20 protein-coding genes are annotated in these 24,753 nt (G+C 60.0%); 2 read left to right on the top strand and 18 right to left on the bottom strand.

The features are described from left to right. The first annotated feature begins 104 nt into the window (after positions 1-104). A complete protein-coding gene (gene dxs / locus QUE89_RS03995; RefSeq protein WP_286221935.1) occupies positions 105-2,042 on the top strand; it encodes a 1-deoxy-D-xylulose-5-phosphate synthase in 1,938 nt (645 codons plus the stop codon). 101 nt (positions 2,043-2,143) lie between these two features. Here dxs and ribA read toward each other — a convergent pair whose 3' ends face one another. From ribA to QUE89_RS03965, 6 genes are all read right to left on the bottom strand, one after another. After that, positions 2,144-2,701 carry a GTP cyclohydrolase II gene (ribA, locus tag QUE89_RS03990; RefSeq protein WP_434784099.1) on the bottom strand — a complete coding sequence of 186 codons (558 nt, stop codon included), beginning with the start codon at positions 2,699-2,701 and terminating at the stop codon, positions 2,144-2,146. A gap of 95 nt (positions 2,702-2,796) precedes the next feature. Beyond that, positions 2,797-3,285 carry a cyclic pyranopterin monophosphate synthase MoaC gene (gene moaC, locus QUE89_RS03985; RefSeq protein ID WP_138440927.1) on the bottom strand — a complete coding sequence of 163 codons (489 nt, stop codon included), beginning with the start codon at positions 3,283-3,285 and terminating at the stop codon, positions 2,797-2,799. A gap of 87 nt (positions 3,286-3,372) precedes the next feature. Beyond that, positions 3,373-4,344 carry a Nudix family hydrolase gene (locus tag QUE89_RS03980; RefSeq protein ID WP_286221933.1) on the bottom strand — a complete coding sequence of 324 codons (972 nt, stop codon included), beginning with the start codon at positions 4,342-4,344 and terminating at the stop codon, positions 3,373-3,375. A 2-nt stretch (positions 4,345-4,346) separates the two neighbouring features. Beyond that, a complete protein-coding gene (gene argJ / locus QUE89_RS03975; RefSeq protein ID WP_286221932.1) occupies positions 4,347-5,564 on the bottom strand; it encodes a bifunctional glutamate N-acetyltransferase/amino-acid acetyltransferase ArgJ in 1,218 nt (405 codons plus the stop codon). A 106-nt stretch (positions 5,565-5,670) separates the two neighbouring features. Continuing rightward, positions 5,671-8,415: a preprotein translocase subunit SecA gene (secA, locus tag QUE89_RS03970; RefSeq protein WP_286221931.1), complete on the bottom strand. Its 2,745-nt coding sequence runs from the start codon at positions 8,413-8,415 to the stop codon at positions 5,671-5,673. 195 nt (positions 8,416-8,610) lie between these two features. Then, positions 8,611-9,546 (bottom strand): M23 family metallopeptidase, encoded by a 936-nt coding sequence (locus tag QUE89_RS03965; RefSeq protein ID WP_286221930.1) that lies wholly within the window; start codon positions 9,544-9,546, stop codon positions 8,611-8,613. 231 nt (positions 9,547-9,777) lie between these two features. On the opposite strand from QUE89_RS03965, the gene QUE89_RS03960 reads away from it, so the two are divergent. Next, positions 9,778-10,224: a DUF721 domain-containing protein gene (locus QUE89_RS03960; protein ID WP_286221929.1), complete on the top strand. Its 447-nt coding sequence runs from the start codon at positions 9,778-9,780 to the stop codon at positions 10,222-10,224. Between the two features lie 10 nt (positions 10,225-10,234). On the opposite strand, the gene lpxC is transcribed toward QUE89_RS03960, so the two are convergent. The 12 genes from lpxC to QUE89_RS03900 form a co-directional block, all read right to left on the bottom strand. Continuing rightward, entirely contained in the window at positions 10,235-11,152 is a 918-nt protein-coding gene (gene lpxC / locus QUE89_RS03955) for a UDP-3-O-acyl-N-acetylglucosamine deacetylase (RefSeq protein ID WP_138440933.1), read from the bottom strand. A gap of 232 nt (positions 11,153-11,384) precedes the next feature. Then, the gene (gene ftsZ, locus QUE89_RS03950) at positions 11,385-12,542 is read right to left on the bottom strand and encodes a cell division protein FtsZ (RefSeq protein WP_286221928.1); all 1,158 of its coding nucleotides are present in this window, start codon (positions 12,540-12,542) and stop codon (positions 11,385-11,387) included. A gap of 95 nt (positions 12,543-12,637) precedes the next feature. Then, entirely contained in the window at positions 12,638-13,873 is a 1,236-nt protein-coding gene (gene ftsA, locus QUE89_RS03945; RefSeq protein WP_203301245.1) for a cell division protein FtsA, read from the bottom strand. 35 nt (positions 13,874-13,908) lie between these two features. Beyond that, positions 13,909-14,748, bottom strand: a complete 840-nt coding sequence (locus QUE89_RS03940; protein ID WP_286221927.1) for a cell division protein FtsQ/DivIB — start codon at positions 14,746-14,748, stop codon at positions 13,909-13,911. Beyond that, positions 14,741-15,736, bottom strand: a complete 996-nt coding sequence (locus QUE89_RS03935; protein WP_286222817.1) for a D-alanine--D-alanine ligase — start codon at positions 15,734-15,736, stop codon at positions 14,741-14,743. Before QUE89_RS03935 ends, QUE89_RS03940 begins: the two co-directional genes overlap by 8 nt. A 1-nt stretch (position 15,737) precedes the next feature. Then, a complete protein-coding gene (gene murC, locus QUE89_RS03930) occupies positions 15,738-17,183 on the bottom strand; it encodes a UDP-N-acetylmuramate--L-alanine ligase (protein ID WP_286221926.1) in 1,446 nt (481 codons plus the stop codon). Continuing rightward, the gene (gene murG, locus QUE89_RS03925; protein ID WP_286221925.1) at positions 17,176-18,261 is read right to left on the bottom strand and encodes an undecaprenyldiphospho-muramoylpentapeptide beta-N-acetylglucosaminyltransferase; all 1,086 of its coding nucleotides are present in this window, start codon (positions 18,259-18,261) and stop codon (positions 17,176-17,178) included. The genes murC and murG overlap by 8 nt, the downstream gene beginning before the upstream one ends. Then, the gene (ftsW, locus tag QUE89_RS03920) at positions 18,254-19,453 is read right to left on the bottom strand and encodes a putative lipid II flippase FtsW (protein ID WP_286221924.1); all 1,200 of its coding nucleotides are present in this window, start codon (positions 19,451-19,453) and stop codon (positions 18,254-18,256) included. Before ftsW ends, murG begins: the two co-directional genes overlap by 8 nt. Then, complete coding sequence (murD, locus tag QUE89_RS03915; protein WP_286221923.1) at positions 19,453-20,793, bottom strand: UDP-N-acetylmuramoyl-L-alanine--D-glutamate ligase; 1,341 nt, start codon at positions 20,791-20,793, stop codon at positions 19,453-19,455. The genes ftsW and murD overlap by 1 nt, the downstream gene beginning before the upstream one ends. A 15-nt stretch (positions 20,794-20,808) precedes the next feature. Further along, positions 20,809-21,894 (bottom strand): phospho-N-acetylmuramoyl-pentapeptide-transferase, encoded by a 1,086-nt coding sequence (mraY, locus tag QUE89_RS03910; RefSeq protein WP_041340272.1) that lies wholly within the window; start codon positions 21,892-21,894, stop codon positions 20,809-20,811. Next, positions 21,879-23,270: a UDP-N-acetylmuramoyl-tripeptide--D-alanyl-D-alanine ligase gene (locus QUE89_RS03905; RefSeq protein ID WP_286221922.1), complete on the bottom strand. Its 1,392-nt coding sequence runs from the start codon at positions 23,268-23,270 to the stop codon at positions 21,879-21,881. Before QUE89_RS03905 ends, mraY begins: the two co-directional genes overlap by 16 nt. Continuing rightward, entirely contained in the window at positions 23,267-24,751 is a 1,485-nt protein-coding gene (locus QUE89_RS03900) for a UDP-N-acetylmuramoyl-L-alanyl-D-glutamate--2,6-diaminopimelate ligase (RefSeq protein ID WP_286221921.1), read from the bottom strand. The genes QUE89_RS03905 and QUE89_RS03900 overlap by 4 nt, the downstream gene beginning before the upstream one ends. Positions 24,752-24,753: the final 2 nt, after the last annotated feature.

Genomic DNA, 24,753 nt, shown 5'->3' with positions numbered 1-24,753 from the left:
CTTTAATCAATGCGTAACAACTGGCCCGATTGGTGTGAAACAGGCAGCCCTGTTCCCCTATAATGCCAGGCAGTTACCGAACATTCCGAAAAAGACCCGAGCAGATGCAGGATACTTACACATTCAAGGAAATCCCGTCACAGCGGCCCAACACCCCGCTGCTGGACCGGATCGATGCCCCGGCCCAGCTGCGAGAGTTGCCGTCTGAGCAGCTTACGCAGCTGGCCCGGGAACTGCGCGCGTTTTTGCTGTGGTCTGTGGGCCAGACCGGAGGCCATTTTGGCGCCGGTCTTGGCGTGCTCGAGCTGACCGTGGCTTTGCATTACGTCTTCAACACTCCGGAAGACCGGCTCGTCTGGGACGTAGGTCACCAGGCCTACCCCCATAAGATTCTCACCGGCCGACGTGAACAGATGGGCACCATTCGCCGCAAGGACGGCCTGGCCGGCTTCCCGAAGCGCGCCGAGAGCGAGTACGACACCTTTGGTGTGGGTCATTCCAGCACCTCCATCAGTGCGGCCCTGGGCATGGCCATCGCTGCCCGCATGCAGAATACCGGTCGCAAGAGTATTGCGGTCATCGGTGACGGTGCGATGACCGCGGGCATGGCTTTCGAGGCCCTGAACCATGCCGGCCACCTCCACTCCGACATGCTGGTGATCCTGAACGACAACGACATGTCGATCTCCCGCAATGTCGGTGGACTCTCCAATTACTTCGCCAAACTGCTGGCCAGCCGGACCTACAATCAGGTTCGCGACAGCAGCAAGAAGGTGCTTCAGGGCACGCCGCACCTGATGGCCCTGGCCAAGAAAACCGAAGAGCACTTCAAGGGCATGATCGCCCCCGGCACTCTCTTCGAGGAACTGGGCTTCAATTACATCGGTCCTATCGATGGCCACGACTTGCCGTTGCTGGTCGAGACCCTGGAAAACATCCGGGAACTCGAAGGGCCTCAGTTCCTGCACGTGGTAACCACCAAGGGCAAAGGCTTTGCCCCGGCCGAAGCCGACCCAATTGGCTATCACGCCATTAACAAGATCGAGCCGGTTCCGGCCCACAAACCCGAACCAGTTACCCCCAAGCCGGCGAAGCCCAAGTACGCCAACGTCTTTGGTCAGTGGCTGTGCGACACCGCAGAGCAGGACGAACGGGTGGTTGGTATCACCCCCGCCATGTGCGAGGGCTCGGATCTGCTGGCGTTTGCCGAACGCTATCCTGAGCGCTATTTCGATGTCGCCATTGCCGAGCAACATTCGGTCACCCTGGCCGCCGGGCTCGCCTGCGATGGCGCCAAACCGGTCCTGGCAATTTATTCGACCTTCCTGCAACGGGGTTACGACCAGCTCATCCACGACGTTGCGATCCAGAACCTGGACGTGCTGTTCGCTATCGACCGGGCTGGGCTCGTGGGCGAGGATGGCCCGACCCACGCTGGCGCCTTTGATATCAGCTACCTCCGCTGCATCCCGAACATGCTGGTGATGACACCGTCGGATGAAAATGAAACCCGTCAGCTGCTGCAAACCGGCCTGATGTTCAGCGGCCCGGCTGCCGTTCGATATCCCCGTGGTACTGGCCCTGGCGCAGAAATCCAGCGGTCGCTGGACGGACTGCCCATCGGCAAGGGTCGACGCGTTCGTGACGGCAGCAGCATTGCCATCCTGAACTTTGGTACTCTTCTGACACCTGCGCTGGAGGCAGCTGAGGCTCTGGGTGCGACGGTGGCAGACATGCGCTTTGTGAAGCCACTGGACGAGGAGCTGATCGTGGCCCTGGCCGAGCAGCACGAGTTGCTGGTAACACTTGAAGAAAACGCCATTGCGGGTGGCGCCGGCAGCGCGGTAACCGAGTTCCTGAACCATCGCGAGGTACAGATGCCGGTGCTGCAGCTGGGCCTGCCGGACACCTTTATTGATCACGGCAAGCACGGCGAACTGCTGCATGACTGCGGCCTCGATGCCGACGGCATCCGCATCGCCATCGAAGGGCGCATGGAGCGCCTGCAGCGTCAGAGCCTGAAGGCGGTGAAGCAGTCTTGAACTGGTAGACAGTCTTGAACTGGGGAAAGCCCTGAACAGCTGCCACAAAAAAGCCCGCCATTTGGCGGGCTTTTTCATGCTACTGGCAAGAGCTCCCAACCTCAGTCGGTGAGATCGTCGTCCTGATGGGTTTCCAGCCAGTGCCCGAGTTTGCTCTGCTTGGTGTCCAGGTAGTGCTCATTGTGGGGGTTCCGGCCCACATGCAGCGGCACCCGCTCGGTGATATCGATGCCGTACGACTCCAGGGCTTTAACCTTCTTCGGGTTGTTGGTCATCAGCCTCAGGCTCTTGATGCCCAGATGCTCCAGCATGTCCTTGCACATGCTGTAGTCCCGAAGGTCGGCGGCGAAACCAAGCTGCTCGTTGGCCTCAACCGTATCGGCGCCCTGATCCTGCAGGTTGTAAGCACGGATCTTGTTCAGCAGGCCAATGCCACGGCCTTCCTGACGCAGGTACATGAGAATGCCACGGCCTTCCCGGGCAATACTGCGCAAGGCTTCTTCCAGCTGGTAGCCACAGTCACAGCGCATGCTGTACAGCGCGTCGCCTGTGAGGCACTCGGAGTGAGTGCGGGCCAGCATGGGCTCGTTTCTGTCCAGTTCACCCAGAGTCAGGGCCACATGCTCTTTACCCGTGTCCGGTTCCTCAAAGCCGTGCATGTCAAAAACACCGAACGGGGTCGGCAAACGGCAGGTCTGGATATAACGAACAGCCACAGTGGTTCCTCGTGGTTCAGTCAATCGGGCCGCGCATTCTAGCACGCGGCTGTCGGTGATACCCAGTGGCCGCTGCGTCCGCCCTTCTTTTCCAGCAGGCGCACGGCACCAATTTCCATCCCGCGGTCCACCGCCTTGCACATGTCGTACAGCGTCAGCGCCGCAACGCTGGCCGCAGTCAGCGCTTCCATTTCGACACCCGTCTGCCCTGAGAGTTTGCATCGGGTCTGGATATGCACCGAGGCACCGTCTTCGCCCGGCGCCAGCTCAACCTTAACCGAGGTCAGATTGAGGGAATGGCAAAGCGGAATCAGCTCGTGGGTCTTTTTCGCGGCCATTATGCCCGCAATGCGCGCGACCGCCAGCACATCCCCTTTCGGATGGTCACCGGCAACGATCATGTTCAGGGTTTCCGGGGTCATGCGAATGGTGGCCTCGGCCCGGGCTTCGCGCTCGGTTACGGCCTTGTCAGTGACATCGACCATGCGGGCTTCGCCATTATCATCAAGGTGCGTCAGCTTGCTCACGGTGTCTCCAGAACTGTCTTGAATGAGGGTTTCGATTGGCAGGATTAAAAGCATACCAGAGATGAACGCCACAGCCCCGGATAACGATTAGCCTTGCGGCCACCAGAACCGGATACCCGCAATGCCCTGACCACCCTCGTTGCGGACACGGTCAATGTCTTCAGGGTTCAGGCCGCCCAGCCCGAACACCGGAATCTGCGCGGCGGCGGTCAGGGCTCGAAACGCGTCCCAGCCGAAGCCCTCTGCCCCGGGATGGGTGGTCGTGGCCCGCAGTGGGCCCAGGGTGGCGTAGTCCGCCCCGATCTTAACTGCATGGGCCAGCTCACCAGCGCTGTGGCAGGACACACCGAGCCAGACCTGAGACGGAACCGGTCGGGACACGAGATTTGCTGCCTCGCGCCACGGCAGGTGCAGTCCCGCCGCACCCGGTGTATCGGCAAACCTTGCTGGTGCCCCGTGGACGATCAACCCGGTGCCGGAATCCTGGCATACCGCCAGAGCCTGTCGCGCCATCTCTCGGTATACGTCTGACGCCAGCTCCGGAGCCCGAAGTACGATCAACGACTGCTCTTGTTGCGCCAGCGCCGCCTGCAGGCTCGTCGCGCCGTGGTCAACGCTGGTGATGGTGCCGGTGATCGCCAACGCCGGAGGCAATCGCAGGGCCCGGATGATGGGACGATTGGCAGCCGGAAACTGATCATCCTGAAGCTCTTCTGGCGCCACCCAGGCGATGGGCTGACCCTCGCAGCCGACGGCCTCACCGGCGGCTGCTGTGGTGCGCCACACGTCCAGGAACACCCGCTTGTCACCGTAGTCGTGACGAATGCCGATAAGCGGCTCCAGCGACACCTCCGGCACTACCAGACCAGTTTCCTCGGCGATCTCGCGCACCAGTGCCTGCTGGACCGTTTCGCCCGGCTCGACCTTGCCACCGGGAAACTCCAGCAGCCCACCCTGGTGGGTATGGTCAGGACGCCGGGCAATCAGCACCCGGCCATCACGGATAATCACCGCGACGGCGACGTGAACCTCGCGGATCGGCGCTGCAGCGTCGGTCATGCTCAGGTCCGGTACTCGGCGTTAATGGTCACATAGTCGTGGGAGAAGTCGCAGGTCCAGACGGTTTCATTCACCGTGCCACGCTTGAGATCGATGGCGATGGTAATGTCCTCACGATCCATGACCGCCTGACCACGGCTTTCCGAGTAGTCGTCGGCGCGGCCACCGTTACGAACCAGGCAAACCTCGCCCAGGAAAATCTCCAGGGCATTGAGATCCAGATCCGGAACGCCGGCCCGGCCGACAGCGGCCAGAATCCGTCCCCAATTCGGATCGGAGGCAAACAGGGCTGTTTTCACCAGGGGTGAGTGCGCCACTGTATAGGCCACATCCAGCGCCTCCTGCTGAGTCGCAGCGCCGCTGACGTCAATGGTGACGAATTTGGTGGCGCCCTCGCCGTCGCGCACGATGGCGTGCGCCAGATCCAGGTAGACCTGGCGCAGGGCTTCGCGCAGCTTGGGCAACTCGGGGCTGTCCGCGGTAATCTCGGGCCCGGTGTACTGACCACTGGCCATCAACATGCAGCAGTCGTTGGTGGAGGTATCGCCATCGATGGTAATACGGTTGAACGACTTCTCGCCCAACTCATAGGCCAGGGTCTGCAGCAGTGTCGGCTCAATGCGGGCATCGGTGGCGATGAAACCCAGCATGGTGGCCATGTTTGGACGAATCATGCCCGCGCCCTTGCTGATACCGGAAATGGTCACGGTGTGGCCAGCGAGATCCAGCTGGCAGGATGCACCTTTGGGCCGGGTGTCGGTGGTCATGATGCCGCTGGCCGCTTCGGCCCAGCGGTTTTCGTCGGTACTGGCAAGTGCCGCAGGCAAGGCATCGACAATCTTCGCCACTGGCAGCGGCTCACCAATAACGCCGGTGGAGAATGGCAGCACCTCAGTGGCGCTGACACCGGCATGGTCCGCCAGCGCGGAACAGCAGGCCACGGCGTCGGTCATGCCCCGCTCACCGGTGCCGGCATTAGCATTGCCGGTATTGATCAGCAGATAGCGCGGCGCCTTTGCGGCCAGGTGCTGCCGGCTCAGGGTAACCGGTGCGGCGCAGAACTGGTTGCGGGTAAAGATACCGGCGACCCGGCTTTCCGGCGCCAGTTCGAACACTACGATATCCTTTCGGCCGGGCTTCTTGATACCGGCGCTGGCAATGCCCAGCTTGACACCGGCCACCGGGAAAAATTCGGGCAAGGTTCCGGGACCTACTGCCATCCTGTATCTCCTCTGACAATGCCTGAAACAGGCAATTCATAACGTAAAAACCCGCAGCCTGAGGATGTCAGGTTGCGGGTCTTGAACCTTGGTTCAGTCTCAACGATTAACTGACTTTACCATGGCATTGCTTGTACTTCTTGCCGGATCCGCACGGACAGGGTTCGTTGCGCCCGACCTTGCGCTCCTGACGGACAAAGGTCTCCGGCGTAGCGCCAGCCTGCTGCTCGCCCTGGCCGGCGCCTTCAGCCGCACTTTCTGCGGTGGCGCTGGTCTCGTCGTGACGCAGGCGGGCACGGGCCAGTTCCTGCTCCAGCTCCTGCTTGCGACGGCGCTCGACTTCTTCCATCTCTTCCCGGCTCTGCACCCGGACGTGGCAAAGCACCCGGGTAACATCGCGCTTCATGGTTTCGAGCATGTCCTCGAACAGGTTAAACGCCTCGCGCTTGTATTCCTGCTTAGGGTTCTTCTGGGCATAACCGCGCAGGTGGATACCACGGCGCAGGTGGTCCATGTTCGACAGGTGCTCTTTCCACAAGGTGTCCAACACCTGCAGGAAGACCTGCTTTTCGAACTTGCGCATAGCCTCGGCGCCGGCAATTTCTTCCTTGCCCTTATACGCGGTGACGATTTCATCGAGGATCTTCTGACGCAAATTCTCTTCGTGCAGGTTGCTGTCTTCGTCAAGCCACTTCTGCACCGGCAACTCGATGGACATTTCTGACTGCAGCTGGGATTCCAGCCCGGCCACATCCCACTGCTCCGGCATGCTCTGGGGCGGGATGTACTCGCTGACCATGGTGTCGACCACGTCGGAACGGATGGTATCGACCATCTCAGAAATGTCTTCCGAAGACATCACTTCGTTACGCTGCTCGTAGATCACCGTACGCTGGTCGTTGGCGACGTCGTCGTATTCCAGCAGCGTCTTACGCATGTCGAAGTTGCGGCCCTCGACCTTACGCTGGGACTTCTCGATGGCATTGGTCACCATCCGGTGTTCAATGGCCTCGCCCTTCTTCATGCCCATGGCCTGCATCAGGCTCTTGACCCGATCCGGCGCAAAAATTCGCATGAGGTTGTCTTCCAGCGACAGGAAGAAGCGGGAGGAACCCGGATCGCCCTGACGACCGGCACGACCACGTAGCTGGTTGTCGATACGGCGGGATTCATGCCGCTCGGTACCGATGATGTGCAGGCCACCGGCATCCAACACATGGTTGTGGCGCTCGGTCCATTCGGCCTTGATCTTGGCAACATCTTCCTCGGACGGATTCTCCATGTCCGCGACTTCAAACTCCCAGTTACCACCCAGGACGATGTCGGTACCACGACCGGCCATGTTGGTGGCGATGGTGACCGCACCGGGGCGACCGGCCTGGGCAATGATCAGGGCTTCGGAATCGTGCTGTTTGGCGTTCAGGATCTTGTGATCAATGCGCGCCTTTTTCAGCAGCATCGACAACAGCTCGGACGCCTCAATGGACGCGGTACCCACCAGGATAGGACGGCCCTCGGTGGTGACATCCTTGATCTCATCGATGATGGCGTGGAATTTCTCTTCCTGGGTCAGGTAGATCAGGTCATTGTAATCGATACGCTGGATCGGCTTGTTGGGCGGAATCACCACCACATCCAGGCCATAGATCTGGCGGAATTCAAACGCTTCGGTGTCAGCGGTACCGGTCATCCCCGCGAGCTTGTCGTAGAGACGGAAGTAATTCTGGAAGGTGGTGGAAGCCAGGGTCTGGCTCTCAGCCTGGATATTCACGCCTTCCTTCGCCTCAACAGCCTGGTGCAGACCTTCGCTCCAGCGACGACCCGGCATGGTACGGCCGGTGTGCTCGTCTACGATGACCACCTGACCACCCTGGACGATGTAGTCGACGTCCTTCTGGAACAAGTGATGGGCACGCAGAGCCGAATGGACGTGGTGCAGCAAGCTCAGGTTTGAGGCCGAATACAAACTTTCGCCCTCGGCCAACAGCCCCTGATCCAGCAGCAGTTCTTCGACGCGCTCGTGACCGGATTCGGTCAACTCAACCTGACGGGACTTTTCATCGATGGTGAAATCGCCAGTAGGTTCACCTTCTTCCGGCACTTCGCCCTGTTCCAGATTCGGAATCAGCTCGTTGACCGCCTTGTAGAGCTTGGAGCTGTCCTCTGCGGCGCCAGAGATGATCAGCGGCGTCCGCGCCTCGTCGATCAAGATCGAGTCAACCTCATCCACGATGGCGTAATTCAGGCCACGCTGCACCTTGTCTTCGGTGCTGAACGCCATGTTGTCGCGCAGGTAATCGAAACCAAATTCGTTGTTGGTACCGTAGGTAATGTCGGCCTGGTAGGCGGCACGCTTCTCTTCCTGCGGCTGACCGGACGCAACAACGCCGACCTGCAGTCCCAGGAATCGGTACAACTTGCCCATCCAATCGGCATCACGGCGTGCCAGGTAATCGTTCACGGTTACCACGTGAACGCCTTTACCCGGCAGAGCATTCAGGTACACCGATGCGGTCGCCACCAGGGTCTTACCCTCACCGGTTTTCATCTCTGCAATGTGGCCTTCGTGCAGGGTGATACCACCAACCAGCTGGACATCGTAGTGACGCATGCCCATGACCCGGCGGCTGGCCTCGCGAACCGTGGCGAAAACTTCCGGCAGCAAGGCGTCCAGGCTCTCGCCGTCTTCAATTCGACGTCTGAACTCAGCAGTCTTGCCTTGCAGTTCGGAGTCGGAAAAATTGCCAAACTGTTCCTCAAGTTCGTTAATGCGCACCACTGATTTGCGCATCCGCTTGATTTCTCTGGCATTTTTACTGCCGAACATCTTGGTTGCAAGCTTTGTGAACATAGACCACTGCTTCTTTGATTAATCGGAGGAAGCCGGCATTCTAACCTTATTTCGCGACAGGAAAAAAGGTAGCGCTCACGGCCGGACAGATTGGGATAACTTGTTGATGTTCCAACTGCCGGTCAAGGCGACGCTGAGGACGCCGGGACAGCAGTACGTGAGGGAAGGAACCCTCACGTGGAACGGAAAGGAACTTCAGTTGTTGGACCGGGCGATGTACTTTACCGGATCCTTGGAACGGCCGTTATGCAGCACTTCAAAGTGCACGTGCGGCCCCGTGGATCGGCCGGTGCTGCCCATCAGGGCCACTACCTGCCCTTTCTGCACGACGTCACCGACGTTGACTTCAATGGTCTTGCAGTGGCCGTAGCGGGTGACCAGACCGTCACCATGATCGATCTCAACCAGGTTGCCGTAGCCGTAGCGCTCGCCGGCCCAGGTTACGACACCGCCGGCGACCGAGATAATGTCACTGCCTTCCTTGCCAGCCAGGTCGACGCCGTCGTGCCAGGTGCGTTTGCCATTAAAGGGATCGGAACGGTAACCGTACTTGGAGGAGAGCCATCCCCAGGTGATCGGCCGGCCCTCAACAAACATTTCATCTTCGAGCTTCTGCCGCGATGCCAGCTTATCGAGTAGCCGCAACTGCTGCTCCCGGTCGTCCAGCTGGTCTTCCAGACGCTCAATCATCCGGGTCAGTGCCGGTGCGCTGAATGATTCCCGCTCCCCGCTGTCTTCCGGGCCACCAACGGCCGCTGGCTCGTCAAAATTGAACTCTTCACTGGCAACCAGTCCGGATTCGACAAAACGCTGCCCTAGCGCATCCAGCCGGAGTAGGCGGCCCTGTATCTGGCCCAGGCGAAGGGTCAGCGCATCAATCTGCTGCTGCACTTCCTGCTGTACCACCGACAATTCTGACTTCTGTTCGTCCAGCCGCGCCTGCCAATGGGCCACCAGGGCTGACGGGGTCGGTTTCGCGGCCTCAGCCTTGCTGACCGCAACCTGAAAACCTGCCCAGCCCGCCATACCAAGCACCGCCAGAAACAGGCAGAGCAGGCCAACGGCCACCGGCGCGTTCAGTGCCACCACGCGGGATTGCCCGTGATGCCTGCCAACAAGGATAATGTTCATATCATTTTCTGATTTCATCTTGAGTCGCAACCTGTGTCCTGTAGTGTTGCGCCCCGGAAATTTCCATATGGGCTTGCCATCCATGACAACAACTACGTACTGAAAAGTCGTAGCGCCCGGGTAGACATACTTCGTCTCGACAATGTAAAACGAGTCTAGTACAGGCACTACGCATAAACCGTGCCGAAGTGTAACCAATCGTAAACAAATTCGTCGAGTGAAAACCCGCCCATGAAGCGAAAAAGCGAACAGAAAGCAAGCTTTGACAAGCTCGGTGGCACCCCGGTCCTGAAAGAGCTCATGACCAAGGCGGAACTTCATCGCCAGGCCGAGGAACAGGTGCTGTCTGCCCTGCCCGGCTCGCTTGCCGAGGGCACGCGATTTGTCAGCTGCCAGGAAGGTGAACTGGTTTTGTCCGCAGAGAACGCCGGCAAAGCCAGCCAGATTCGCTTCCGCCAACACGAGATCATGGAGAACGTGCGGGAAAACGAACTGTTCAAGTTCGTCTGGAAGCTCAAGGTTAAGGTTGCCCCGCCAAGATTCCGGGACGCACCCAGGTTCAAAAAAGCACCCCTGAGCAAAGAAAATGCCCAGCTCCTCAAAGAGGAAGCCGGGCACACGAAGGATAAAAAATTACGCGAGGTTCTCGAAAAACTCGCAAGCCACGTCCGGGATTAGGCGTCCTGCCTTAAGCCGGGGCCGCCAGCACGGGTTTCATGTAAGAGATGGGCGCGGTCGCTTCGTCATCGAAGGTAACCACTTCCCACGCATCCTCTTCAGCCCTGAGCTTGCGCAGTAGCTTATTATTCAGATCGTGACCGGATTTAATGCCCCGGAACTCGCCAATCAGGCTATTGCCCAGCAGGTACAGGTCGCCGATGGCATCCAGCACCTTGTGCTTAACAAACTCGTCATCGTAACGAAGACCGTCTTCGTTAAGAATCTTGTAGTCGTCAACCACAATGGCGTTGTCCACGCTGCCACCGAGGGCCAAATTCATCGCCCGCAGCTTCTCAATGTCGCGCATGAAACCAAAAGTCCGAGCGCGGCTCACCTCTTTTACGAACGAGGTGCTGGAGAAGTCGACAGTTGCGGTCTGGGCACGACCCTTGAACACCGGGTGGTCAAAGTCGATGCCAAAGCTCACCTTGAAGCCTTCAAACGGCAGGAAGGTCGCCTTCTTGTCGCCTTCTTCAAGGGTCACTTCCCGCTTAATGCGGATGAAACGCTTGGCCGCTTCCTGCTCGGCAATGCCGGCAGACTGAAGCAGGAACACGAACGGTCCAGCGGAGCCATCCATGATCGGCACTTCAGCAGCGCTGAGTTCCACGAAGCAGTTATCGATACCGAGACCAGCCATTGCCGACAGCAAATGCTCTACTGTCGCCACACGAACACCGTCTTTTACCAGCGTCGTAGACAGCATGGTCTCACCCACATTTTCCGCGCAGGCACGAATCTCGACCATTGGGTCCAGATCGGTCCTCCGGAAGATAATGCCTGAGTCGACCGGAGCCGGCTTCAGGGTAAGGTAAACCTTTTCCCCGGAATGCAGCCCTACACCGGTAGCACGGATAGTGTTTTTAAGTGTCCGTTGTCTGATCATCGGTTCATTATTCCGTCACAAAATGTCGATATTCTGAGCAAAAATCTGCCCGGAGAATATCAGAAAGTAAGACTGAGTACCATTTAACCAACGCGGCTTTGCGTCAAATTTACAATAAGCCAACGCTTGGTAATCAGCGCACGTTTATCCGGATTAATGGTTCCCTTCGTCGCCCCAGTTCTCGAAGCTGGAACGGCGGCAGCCTAAACCGGATCACACTTGCAACAGATTATCAATCAGCCTGACGTCTCAGGAATGCGGGAATATCGAGATAGTCGACACCCTGCTCTTCGCTTTCCTTGCTCTGGTCAATCGCAACGTTGCCGTGAGACACAGCGCGACGACGCAGAACCGCCGGACGATCCAACTGGTTGTAATCGGTTGTGCCATCGAGTGTGCGGGAGTTGTCCACCACCTTGGTGGGCTTTTCCCGGTCACCACCGAGGCCAGTCGCTACTACGGTGACCTTCAGTTCGTCGGTCATTTCCGGATCAATCACCGTGCCCACAACCACGGTGGCGGAATCTGAAGCAAACTCACGCACAATGTCGCCAACCTCGGAGAACTCGCCCAGGTTGAGATCCATACCGGCGGTGATGTTGACCAGGATACCCTTGGCGCCCTGCAGGTTGATATCTTCCAGAAGCGGGCTGCGAACAGCGGCTTCGGCAGCTTCGCGGGCCCGGTTTTCGCCGGTGGCGCGGGCTGTACCCATCATTGCCATGCCCATCTCAGACATCACCGTCTTCACGTCGGCAAAGTCGACGTTGATCATGCCGTTGCGGGTAATAAGATCAGCGATACCCTGAACCGCGCCCAACAGCACATCGTTGGCTGAGGCAAAGGCGTCCAGCAGGCTGGTCTTCTTGCCCATGACCGCCAGCAGCTTTTCGTTCGGGATGGTGATCAGCGAGTCGACGCACTCTTCCAGCTCCTTCAGGCCGGACTCGGCGACACTCATGCGCTTGCCACCTTCAAATGTGAATGGCTTGGTAACCACAGCCACGGTCAGGATGCCCAGTTCGCGAGCCACTTCGGCCACAACCGGAGCAGCACCAGTACCGGTACCGCCACCCATGCCTGCGGTGATGAAGACCATGTCGGCGCCTTGCAGAGATTCAGCAATGCGGTCGCGATCTTCCAGGGCAGACTGGCGCCCAACTTCCGGATTCGCGCCGGCACCCAGGCCCTTGGTGATGTTGCCACCAAGCTGGATGATCTGGCGCGCATCCATGTCGGTCAGTGCCTGGGCATCTGTGTTGGCGCAGATAAACTCCACACCTTCGATGTCGCTGTTAAGCATATGACGCACGGCGTTACCGCCGCCTCCGCCTACACCGACGACTTTAATGACAGCGTTTTGCTGGACATTATCGACGAGTTCAAACATTTCCCCTACTCCTTCGTGCTGTTAGTTCAGCCTTTCCAGGCTGTTTATTCGAGAATGTTTATTCGAGATACCTTCGTTTTCTGCATTCCTGGCGGTCAGAATTGCCCCGTAAACCAGGCTTTCATGCGCTCAAACAGCGAGGGTGCATCTTCACCCTTGAGCACCGGCGCCCGCCCCAGATCCATCTGGCGGAAGCCATGGATCAGCAACCCGACGCCGGTGGCGTATATCGGGTTGTTGACCACTTCCGTCATACCCGAGACCGCCTGCGGACAGGCCAGCCTTACCGGCATGTGGAAGATTTCCTCGGCCAGTTCCACCACACCTTCCATGGTGGAAGAACCGCCCGTGATAACGATGCCTGCCGGGATCATGTCTTCGAACCCCGACCGGCGCAGTTCGGACTGGACCAGCGTGAACAGCTCTTCGTAGCGCGGCTCAACCACTTCCGCCAGAGCCTGACGGGACAGGTCTCTGGGCGCACGATCGCCAACGCTCGGAACCTTGATGGTCTCATCGGCACCAGCCAGCTGTGTCAGTGCACAGGCATACTTGATCTTGATTTCCTCGGCGTTCTGCGTCGGAGTCCGCAGCGCCATGGCAATGTCGTTAGTGACCTGGTCACCGGCAATCGGGATGACCGCGGTGTGGCGAATAGCACCACCGGTGAATACCGCGATGTCGGTAGTACCGCCGCCAATGTCCACGACACAAACGCCCAGTTCTTTTTCGTCCTCGGTCAGGATGGCGTGACTGGAAGCCAGTTGCTCCAGGATGATGTCATCCACCTCCAGGCCGCAGCGCTTCACGCACTTCTCGATGTTCTGGGCAGCGTTAACGGCACAGGTCACCAGGTGCACCTTGGCTTCAAGCCGGACACCGGACATGCCCATGGGCTCCTTGATGCCTTCCTGGCTGTCGATCACGAATTCCTGCGGCAGGATGTGCAGGATTTTCTGATCCGCCGGGATGGCCACTGCTTGAGCGGCATCGATGACCCGATCGATATCAGCCTGGGTCACTTCACGATCGCGAATTGCGACAATGCCATGGGAGTTCAGACTCTTGATGTGGCTACCGGCAATGCCGGCATACACCGAGTGAATACGGCACCCCGCCATGAGCTCAGCCTCTTCCACCGCACGCTGGATGGCCTGGACGGTGGTTTCGATGTTGACCACCACCCCACGCTTGAGCCCCCGTGAAGGGTGGGAACCAATGCCCACCACCTCAATGGTGCCGTCCATCTTGCGCTTGCCGACTATCGCAACAACCTTGGATGTTCCGATATCGAGGCCGACAATCATGTTTTCCGTTTCAACCGATGACATGTATCTCACCAAACCGTGGTCTGAATTAACCGTTGCTATGATTTCGGGCCGGAAGTGGCTTCTGCCGCCTTCCATTGCACTGCCACACCGTTGGTGTAGCGGGCATCGACCCGACTGACTTCGTCCGACCGTGACGCCAGTCGGGTTTCATAAACTGTGATAAACCGTTCGAATCTCTGCTCGACCTGATCCCGGCCCAGCACCACTTCGATGCCATTGGCCAGCTGCAGGGTCCAGGCACCTCGCTGCTCCAGCGACAGGCCCGCGAAGTTGAGGCCATGGCCGACCAAGTCTTCGCTCATGGTCTGAGCCATGCGAATAACATCCCGAACCCGTTCATCGGGCCCTGCCAGCTTCGGCAGACGGCCTGCCACTTCCGGGTTGGGCGGCAGAAACAGCTCGCCGGTGCGGCTGACCAGCCGGCCATCGGTCCAGTAGGCCAACGGCTTCTTTTCGCGAATGTCGATGGCCAGCCGATCCGGCCAGACCCGGCGCACCGCAGCTGACTCAACCCAGGGCCGCCGCTCCAGACTCTCCTTGATCTCCGACAGGTCAGTGGCGAAATAGCTTTTGCCAATCCAGTTACCGGCAGCACGCTCGATCGCGACCTTGCTGTCACCCACCAACTCGCCCTTCACATCGACTGCCAGAATCTGCTGATCCATGGCGCCCAGCACCTTGCCAGTGCCCCATGGCACTAACGCTGCGAGCAGTACGATCACCGCCCCCATGCCCACCTGCAACCAGGGCACGGTGGCCAGCACTGCTTTCAACACGCCAAACCGGTCCCGCTCCGGACCGAGGGACGTAGCCCCCCGGCGCCGCGGGGGATCGGACGGTTCCGCCCGACTCCGGATCAGCAGTGTTTCAAGCATCGCTACCCTCCTGGGGGTTAGAGGCCTGGGTGTCAGAGACCAGCGTGTCATGGAGAATCCGGACCACCAGCTCCTCAAAGCTGATGCCCGCCGCCCTGGCCGCCATCGGCACCAGGCTGTGATCGGTCATACCCGGCACCGTATTCACTTCCAGCAACCAGAACTGGCCGTCGCCGTCCTGCATGATGTCGACACGCCCCCATGTCCGGCAGCCCACCACCCGGAACGCATCCAGTGCCAGCTGCTGCAGACGGATCTCGTCGTCGGGCGCCAAGCCACAGGGAATCCGGTAGCGGGTGTCGTCGGCCAGATATTTCGCGTCGTAATCGTAAAACACGTGATCCGTGCTCAAGCCAATGGCCGGCAATGCCCGATCCTGAAGCAGGCTGACCGTAAACTCCGGCCCTTCAATCCACTCTTCCACCAACACCAGGGTGTCCAGCGCCTCGGCTTCCTCGTAGGCTTCCACCAGCTCTTCGGCAGTGTTGACCTTACGGATGCCGATACTTGAACCCTCGCGAGACGGCTTCACGCTCAAGGGTGCGCGAAGCTCCGCCACGATCTGCTCCGCCTCATCGGCGGACGACATGGTGCGGAACTTCGGCGTCGGCAGACCGCAGCCTTCGAACACGTACTTGGTGCGCAGCTTGTCCATGGCCAGTGCCGACGCCAGCACTTCACTGCCGGTGTACGGGATCCCAGCCTGGTCGAGAATCGCCTGGAGCGTGCCATCCTCACCACCACGCCCGTGCAGGGCGATGAAGACCCGATCAAAGTCCGGCTCTTCCACGGTCTTCAACAGGCAACCACGGACATCGACGGCAAAGGCATCAACGCCGGCTGATACCAGCGCCGCCAGCACCGCTTTCCCGCTTTTCAGGGACACGTCACGCTCGGCGGAATCGCCTCCCATAAATACGGCCACGCGCCCCAGCTCGCGCACGAGCTCAGGGGGCGCCTGATAGGGCTGGGGTTCGGAATGTTGCATGTCACTCACTAGCAATTACTCCTGCTGCGGCCAATCTGGCTGCCACACCACCAATATCTCCGGCGCCCTGGGTCATCAGCAGGTCGCCGTCCTGCAGCACATTCGCTAACAGGCTTTCAATTTCGTTGTTGTCTTCCACAAACATCGGCTCTACCTTGCCCCGCTGCCGGATGCTGCGGCACAGCGCTCGCCCGTCAGCGCCGGGAATGGCTTGCTCGCCTGCCGAATAGACGTCCATCAGCAACAGGCCGTCGACCTCGGACAGCACCCGCACGAAGTCTTCATACAAATCGCGGGTGCGGCTGTAGCGATGGGGCTGATAGAGCATCACCAGACGACGACCCGGCCAGGCATCGTGGGCAGCGCGAATGACCGCCTCAACCTCGGTCGGATGGTGGCCGTAATCGTCCACCAGGGTGATGTTGCCCTTCGGTGTCTGGTAATCGCCGTAGACCTGGAACCGGCGCCCGACACCAGCAAAACCTGCCAGGCCCTGACAGATGGCGGCGTCGTCCACACCCTCGTCGGTGGCGACGGCAATCGCCGCTACCGCATTCAGGACGTTGTGGCGACCCGGCATTTTCAGCTCTACCGCCAGATCGGACCGGCCACTGGGGCGCTTCACCACAAAGCGGGTACGCAGGCCGTCGGATTGAATCTGTTCCGCGCGGTAATCCGCCTCCGGATTGTCGATGCCATAGGTGATAATGGCGCGGGAAATACGCGGTATGATTTCGCGCACGTAGCCGTCGTCCACACACATCACCGCAACACCATAGAACGGCAGGTTGTGCAGGAAATCGACGAAGGTCTGTTTCAGCTTCTCGACGTCACCACCGTAGGTGTCCATGTGATCGGCTTCGATGTTGGTCACCACCGAAATCACTGGCGTCAGGTGCAGGAACGAGGCATCGCTCTCATCGGCCTCCGCTACCAGGTAACGGGAACCGCCCAACTGGGCATTGGTGCCGGCGCTGTTGAGTTTGCCACCAATAACAAAGGTGGGATCCAGCCCGGCTTCGCCCAGCACCGAGGCAATCAGGCTGGTGGTTGTGGTCTTGCCGTGAGTGCCTGCCACCGCAATGCCATGGCGATAGCGCATGATTTCGGCGAGCATCTCCGCCCGCGGCACGATCGGCACCCGGCGACTGCGGGCAGCAACCACTTCCGGGTTGTCCGCTGATACCGCGGTGGATACGACCACCACATCGGCCTTGCCACTGTTCTCGGCCCGGTGGCCAATGTGTACTTCAATACCCATGGCCTCCAGGCGTTTGGTGACCGCGCCGGATTTCAGATCAGAACCTGAAACGTCGTAGCCCTGGTTCTTGAGCACTTCTGCGATACCACTCATACCGGCGCCACCAATACCCACGAAATGGATGTGGCGGATACGGCGCATTTCCGGCACCTGGTAAACCAGCGGCGGATTAGTTGGGTCAGCCATTGGCGGCCTCCAGACAATAATTCACAACTCTCTCCGTTGCATCGGGGCGGGCCAACGTGCGCGCGGCCTTCGCCATGTTGATTACGCGGGTCCGGTCGCGTCCTAAATCAGCCAGTGTCTCTGCCAGGTTGTCCGGGGTCAGCCGGGTCTGGGGAATCAGTACCGCCGCGCCGGCTGCAACCATTTGCTGACCGTTCTTGGTCTGATGGTCATCAACCGCGTGGGGAAAAGGCACCAGAATCGCTCCAACCCCAGCCGCGCACAGCTCAGACACCGTCAGCGCTCCAGCACGGCAAAGCACCACATCGGCCCAGGCATACGCCTCGGCCATATCCTTGATAAAGGGCTCGACATTCACATCCAGCCCCTGCTGTTCATAGGCGGACCGGGCCGCCTCCATATTCTTTTCACCGCACTGGTGACGGATGACCGGACGGTCAGCCTCAGCCATTGCCGCCAGCGCTTCCGGCACTTGCCGGTTAAACACCTCGGCACCGAGACTGCCACCCACAACAAGTACCCGCAGCGCTCCTTCGTGTTCGGTCATGCGGTCTTCCGGGGTTGGCAGCCGGGCCAGATCCTGGCGCACCGGATTGCCCGTGCAGCGGGTAACCACACCGTTACCGAAACTGCCTGGGAAAGCCTCAAGCACCGTTTCTGCAAACCGAACCAGAATCCGGTTGGTCATTCCGGCAACCGCGTTCTGCTCATGAATCACCAGCGGTGTCCGGGTCAGCCAGGCGGCAACGCCGCCCGGGCCGGTGACGAAACCACCCATGCCAACCACGCAATGGGGGCGAATCCGGCGCATGATCGTGAACGCCTCTCCCAATGCCCGCATCAGGCGGAACGGTGCTTTCAGCAACGCCAGCTTGCCTTTGCCGCGCAGCCCGGAAACGTGAATCAGCGACAGCGGGATATCGGTATCGCCGATCAGCCGCTGTTCCATGCCACCACTGGCGCCCAGCCAGTACACCTGGTGGCCCTGTGCTTCGAGCGCCCTGGCCGTGGCCAGCGCGGGAAACACGTGGCCTCCGGTGCCACCGGCCATCATCAGGAACCGACGCTGCTCACTCATAGGCAGCCCCTCCCCGAGCTCGGCGACCGGACTTCTCGCCGGCCAGGCGCACCTTATCCAGACGCTCCATCTCGACTCGAGCCAGAACGCCAATACTCACGCACACAATCATCAAACTGGAACCGCCATAGCTCACCAGTGGCAGGGTCAGGCCCTTGGTCGGCAGCATGCCGGTACTGACTGCAATGTTGATGGTTGCCTGCAGACCAATCAGCAACGTAATGCCATAGGAAAAGCAGGCGCCAAAGGGCATATCTGCCTTCTCTGCCCGGCGGGCAATCACGAAGCCACTGACGACCAGCAGAGTGAACAGAGCCAGCACGATCAACGATCCCAACAGACCAAATTCCTCGGCGATGATCGCAAACACGAAGTCCGTGTGGGCCTCAGGCAGATAAAACAATTTCTGGATCGAGTTGCCGAGCCCGACACCACCCCAGTCTCCCCGACCAAACGCGATCAGCGACTGAGTCAGCTGATAGCCGCTGTCGAACTGATCCTTCCAGGGGTCGAGATAGCTCACCACCCGCTTCAATCGATAGGGCTGGGTCAGCACCAGCAGTGAGCCCAGCACCACCAGAATCACAATCAGCGGCACAAATCGGCTGAGCCGGACGCCACTGAGGAAAATCATGCCGGCGGCGGCCGATACCAGCACCACGGTGGCACCGAAATCCGGCTGAATAACCAGCAAAACCGAGGCAACCCCCAGCACGACCAAGGGCTTGAGAAAGCCCGGCCAGGTGTTCAACAGCTCGTCGCGGCGGCGCACTACGTATCCTGCCAGATAGGCGATCAGGCACAGCTTGGCAACTTCCGAGACCTGCACGTTAAACAGGCCAAACGGGATCCAGCGGGTGGAGCCGTTGACGGTCCGCCCCAGCGGCGTCAACACCAGCACCAGGGCCAGTAGCCCAACCCCAAGCAGCAGCCAGCCGCTGCGCTCCCACCAGGCAACCGGCACATTCACCGCCACCAGGGCCATGCCGCAGCCCATCGCGGCAAACAACAACTGGCGGATGACATAGTGGTAGCTGTTACCCATGGTCTCCGCCGCCATGTCCATGGAGGCGGAGGAAATCATCACCACCCCCATCACCAGCAGAGCCACCGAGCTGATCACCAGCATCGGCAGCGGCTGGATTTCACCCAGCCACTGATGTCGGTTTGGTACGGCGAATCCGGTCTGCATCAGAGCGCCTCCACCAATGCACGGAACTGTTCACCGCGATCAAGGTAATCCCGGAACATATCGAAACTGGCGCAGGCCGGTGAAAACAGCACACAGTCGCCAGCCTGGGCCAGTTTGCCTGCGGTTGATACCGCGTCCGCCAGCGTCTTGACCTGATGACACTCAACACCGGTGCCGACGGCGTCGGCAATCAGCCCGGCATCGCGGCCAATCAGCACTAGCGCCCGGCAGTTCATCAGTGCCGGTGCTTGCAATGGCGCGAAATCTGCACCCTTTCCATCGCCTCCGGCAATCAGCACCACCTTGCCCTGTTCCGGCGCCAGGCTTTCAATTGCTGCCACAGAGGCGCCAACATTGGTGCCCTTTGAATCGTTGATGTAGTCAACACCGGCCACCTGGCGGATAAACTCGCAGCGATGCGGCAGGCCGCCGAACTTGCGCGCCACCTCGAGCATCACATCCATCGGCAGTCCGGCGGCACGGCCAAGACCTAGGGCCGCCATCACATTGCTGACGTTATGGCTCCCCATGAGCGACAGCTCATTGGTTCGCACCAGGTTATCGAAGCCGAAGGTCACCCAGGTTCCGCCGTCGTCGTCGCGGGTACTGAAGGTCTCCGGATTGACCCGGTGGAATCCATAGCAGATGAACTGCAACCCTTCCCGAGCCATGGGCGTGCTCAAGGCATCGTCCAGATTCACTACGGCGGTTTTGCAGCCCTGGAAGATCCGTTGCTTGGCCTGGAAATAAGCCATTTTGTTCGGGTACCGATCCATGTGGTCGTCACTGACATTCAGCACAGTGGCCGCCAGTGCATGCAGACCCTCGGTGGTTTCCAGCTGGAAGCTGGATAGCTCCAATACGTACAGGTCAGCGCCACGGCCAAGCAGATCCAACGCCGGCGTGCCGATATTGCCGCCCACCTCGACCTTGCGACCCGCTGCCAGGGCCATCTCACCAACCAAGGTGGTAACCGTGGTTTTCCCATTGGAGCCTGTGATAGCCACGATCGGCGCATCCGCAGCTTCGGCGAACAAGTCAATATCGCCCCGAATTCGGGCGCCGGCCTGTGCAGCCTGTTTGATCGCAGACTCTGCAATGTCGATCCCGGGGCTAACAACCAGTTCGTTGAAGCCGGAGAACAGCTCTGCATCGAACGGCCCCAGGTGCACCGGCACATCTGGCCAGCCTGCGCGCAACTCGTCCAGGCCGGGAGGCGCTTCGCGACTGTCGGCGACCGTGATGTCACGGCCCTGCTCGGACAGATAGCGCACGCAGGAGAGCCCGGTTTTACCGAGCCCTACTACCAGTGTGCGACGATCCGAAACAATGACGCTCATATGCGATGCAAACCCTTAGCGTATCTTCAGACTGGCCAGGCCAATCAGGACCAGAACTACGGTGACTACCCAGAACCGCACGATTACCCGCGGTTCTGGCCAGCCTTTCAATTCAAAATGATGGTGCAACGGTGCCATGCGGAAGATCCGTCGACCGGTGAGGCGAAACGAAGCCACCTGCAGGATCACCGACACCGTCTCCATGACGAACACGCCACCCATGATGAACAGCACGATTTCCTGACGGACCACCACTGCAACCACACCCAGCGCAGCGCCGAGAGCCAGGGCGCCGACATCGCCCATGAAGACCTGGGCCGGATAGGTGTTGAACCATAGGAAACCGAGCCCGGCACCCACGATCGCACCGCAGAACACAATCAGTTCGCCGGTGCCTGGCAGGTGGGGAATGAGCAGGTAATCGGCAAACTGAGCGTGACCGGACAGGTACGCAAAAATCCCCAGGGCACCCGCCACCATCACCGTGGGCATGATCGCCAGGCCGTCCAGGCCGTCGGTGAGGTTCACCGCGTTACTGCTGCCGACGATGACAAAGTAAGTCAGCAGGATGAAAATGACCGGACCCAGCGTCAGCGACACCTGCTTGACGAACGGCACGTACAGGGAGGTTTCCTGCGGCATCGACGAGCTTAAAAACAAAGCGATGGCGGCCGCAGCACCAATAACCGACTGCCAGAAGTACTTCCAGCGCCCGGGCAGGCCACGGGGGTTACGCTCCACAACCTTGCGGTAGTCGTCGACCCAGCCAATGGCCCCGAACAGCAGAGTGACCAGCAGGGTGATCCAGACGTAACGGTTGCTGAGATCGGCCCACAGCAGCGTACTGATGCCGATACCCACCAGGATCAGGGCACCACCCATGGTCGGCGTGCCAGCCTTGCTCAGATGAGTTTGCGGGCCATCGTCGCGCACCGCCTGGCCGATCTGATACTGGCTCAGCTTGCGGATCATCACCGGTCCGATGATCAGTGAGATCAGCAGCGCCGTGAGCGTACCCAGAATCCCGCGCAGGGTCAGGTACTGAAACACGGTCAGTGCCGAGAAATATTGTGATAGAACCTCTGTCAGCCAGAGCAGCATGAGTTATTCACCTTGTCTTTAATTCCCTCTACCACGCGATCCATGGCAGAACTGCGGGACCCCTTCACCAACACCGTCAGCGGCGACTGCTTCGCGCTGATCACAGCGTTAACGGCGTCTTCGTGGGTCTGATATATCTCTGTCGCTGCACCAAAGCCCTCGGCATAGCCTTCACAACCGGGGCCAACGGTCAGCAAACGTTCAATCTGTTCAGTACGGGCGAATTCACCCACTTCCCGGTGCAGGGCGCTGGCCTGCGGGCCCAGTTCGGCCATGGCGCCGAACACGGCGATGCGTTCGCCCGCCTGCTTGGCCAGGACACTGAGTGCTGCCTTCATGGATGCCGGGTTGGCGTTGTAACTGTCATCAATAACGGTCAGTCCCGGCGCCAGTTCGATATTCTGCAGGCGGCCCTTAACCGGCGCTAACGCCGCTAATCCTGCGACGATGGCCTGATCATCAGCACCCAACTCCCGGGCGGCGGCAATGGCCAGCATGGCGTTGGTCTGGTTGTGCTCACCCGCAAGCGCCAGGCCGACGGTGCAACTCCACCCGTCCGGCCCAACAATCTGGAACGACTGGCCGGACGCCTGCGATTGAACGGCTTTAACGCCGTAATCGGCGTCTATGATCCCTTCCCGGCTGACACTGACCACGCGGCGATGCCCTGCCCGTGCCCGCCATTGGTCGAAGGCGGGGTCGTCCCGGTTCAGCACTACCAAGCCGCCATCTTCGACACCTTCGATAATTTCGCCCTTGGCCTGGACAATGTTCTCGTAGCTGCCAAATCCTTCCAGGTGCGCCGAACCTGCGTTGGTGAGCATCACAACGTGGGGCCGGGTAATGGCGACAGTGTGCGCGATTTCGCCCAGCCCGCTGGCACCCAGCTCAATGGCGCCATAACGGTGCTCCGGCGCCAGTCCAAACAGGGTCAGCGGCACACCAATGTGGTTATTCAGGTTGCCACTGGTGGCCAATGTCGGCCCCAGTTGCGCCAGGATTGCGGCGGTCATTTCCCGAACCGTGGTCTTGCCACTGCTGCCGGTCACGGCCACCAATCGGGCGTTGCTTTCGTTTCGATTGCCGCCGGCCAGCTGGGCCAGAGCGTCAACGGTATCGGCCACCACCAGTTGCGGCAGGTCGACGGTGGCATCGGCCTCATCCACAACCGCGGCCACCGCGCCACAATCACGGGCCATCTGCAGAAAACCGTGACCGTCAAAATTATCACCACGCAAGGCGACGAACAGTTGCCCCGGTCCAATTGAGCGGGTGTCCGTGGAAACCCCGGTAAACAGGATTCCCTCGAGCCCTGAACGGGTGCAGGCAGCACCGGTCCACTGCCGGGCTTCCGCCAGCGAGAAGGCGCGCATCATGCCACACCACCATTCAGGTTCAAGCCATGCTGAACCTGCTCTGCGTCGCTGAACGGAATTTTCTGCCCGGCCACTTCTTGATAGGCCTCGTGGCCTTTCCCGGCGATCAGAACCAGATCGTCCGGCGTGGCCATTTTTATCGCTGTCTGGATGGCTTCTGACCGGTCGTGAATCACCGACGCCCGGACTGGGGCAGAAAAACCGGCCACGATGTCATTGGCGATCACGGCAGGATCTTCGCTTCGCGGGTTGTCGTCAGTAACAATGACAATGTCGGCCCGGGCCTCAGCTTCACGCGCCATTTCCGGGCGCTTGCCACTGTCGCGGTCACCGCCACAACCGAACACGCAGATCAGGCGCCCGGTCACGTGGGGGCGCAGGGCCGCCAGTGCGTTGGCCAGCGCATCCGGGGTGTGGGCGTAATCGACTACAACCCGGACGCCATTGGCGCCGCTGAACTTTTCCAGCCGGCCTGGCGGTGGCACCAGGCCACTCACCGCCTGCTGCACGCGCTCAACGGGCACGCCCAAGCTCAGCACGGTTGCCATGGCTGCCAGGACATTGCTGGCGTTAAAGCTGCCCATCAGGGGAACGGTAATGTCGAACGATCCCCACTGGCCATCCACGGTCGCCTCGAAGCCTTCATCAGTGGCCCGGAAGGATTTCAGCCAGAGTTCGGTCTGGGCCTCGTGGAGACTGTAGCGAACCCGGTCGCACTGGCCGTCGAGCTGGTCATAGAGCTGCCGACCAAACGGGTCGTCAAAATTGATCACCGAGACGTGTACGGCTTCCCGGTCAAACAGGCGTGCCTTGGCTTCGCCATAGGCTTCCATGGAACCATGGTAATCAAGGTGGTCACGGGTAAGGTTGGTAAACACTCCTGCCACAATAGTGAGGCCATCGACCCGGCCCTGATCCAGGGCATGGGAGGACACTTCCATCACCGCAGCACGACCACCCTGAGCCAGAATGCGTGACAGCATCCGGTTGGTCTGCACGACGTCGGGCGTGGTGTGGGTAGCAGGCTGCAACGCACCGGGCATGCCGTAACCGAGCGTCCCCAGTACACCGCAAGGCGTTCCGGTATCTTTTAGCAGCGCCGCAATGTATTGGCTGACCGACGTCTTGCCGTTGGTGCCGGTCACGCCAATCAGGCGCAGACGCTGGGACGGGTGCTCAAAGAACCGATCGGCGATCTCGCCCAGACGGTCGCGCAGGCCGACCACCGGCACCAGCAAGGCACCCTGAAATTCCGAACATTCGCCCGACTCAGACGATTCCAGCAATACCACCGTCGCGCCTGCGGCAATGGCCTGTTCAATGTAATGATCCGCAGGCGTCGTGGCGCCAGCGAGAGCAACAAAGGCATCCCCGGACTTTACCGTTCGGCTGTCCGTTTTGAGCCCGTGAATGGTCACGTCGAACACCGACGGCACGGACACAATTCCCTGTAACAGCGTGCTGAGTGATGTGATGCACATAA

Source organism: Marinobacter sp. LA51, from assembly GCF_030297175.1.
GTDB classification, from domain to species: domain Bacteria; phylum Pseudomonadota; class Gammaproteobacteria; order Pseudomonadales; family Oleiphilaceae; genus Marinobacter; species Marinobacter apostichopi.
The sequence above is the reverse complement of the archived record's forward strand: the minus strand, read 5'-3'. Positions and strand labels throughout refer to the sequence as shown.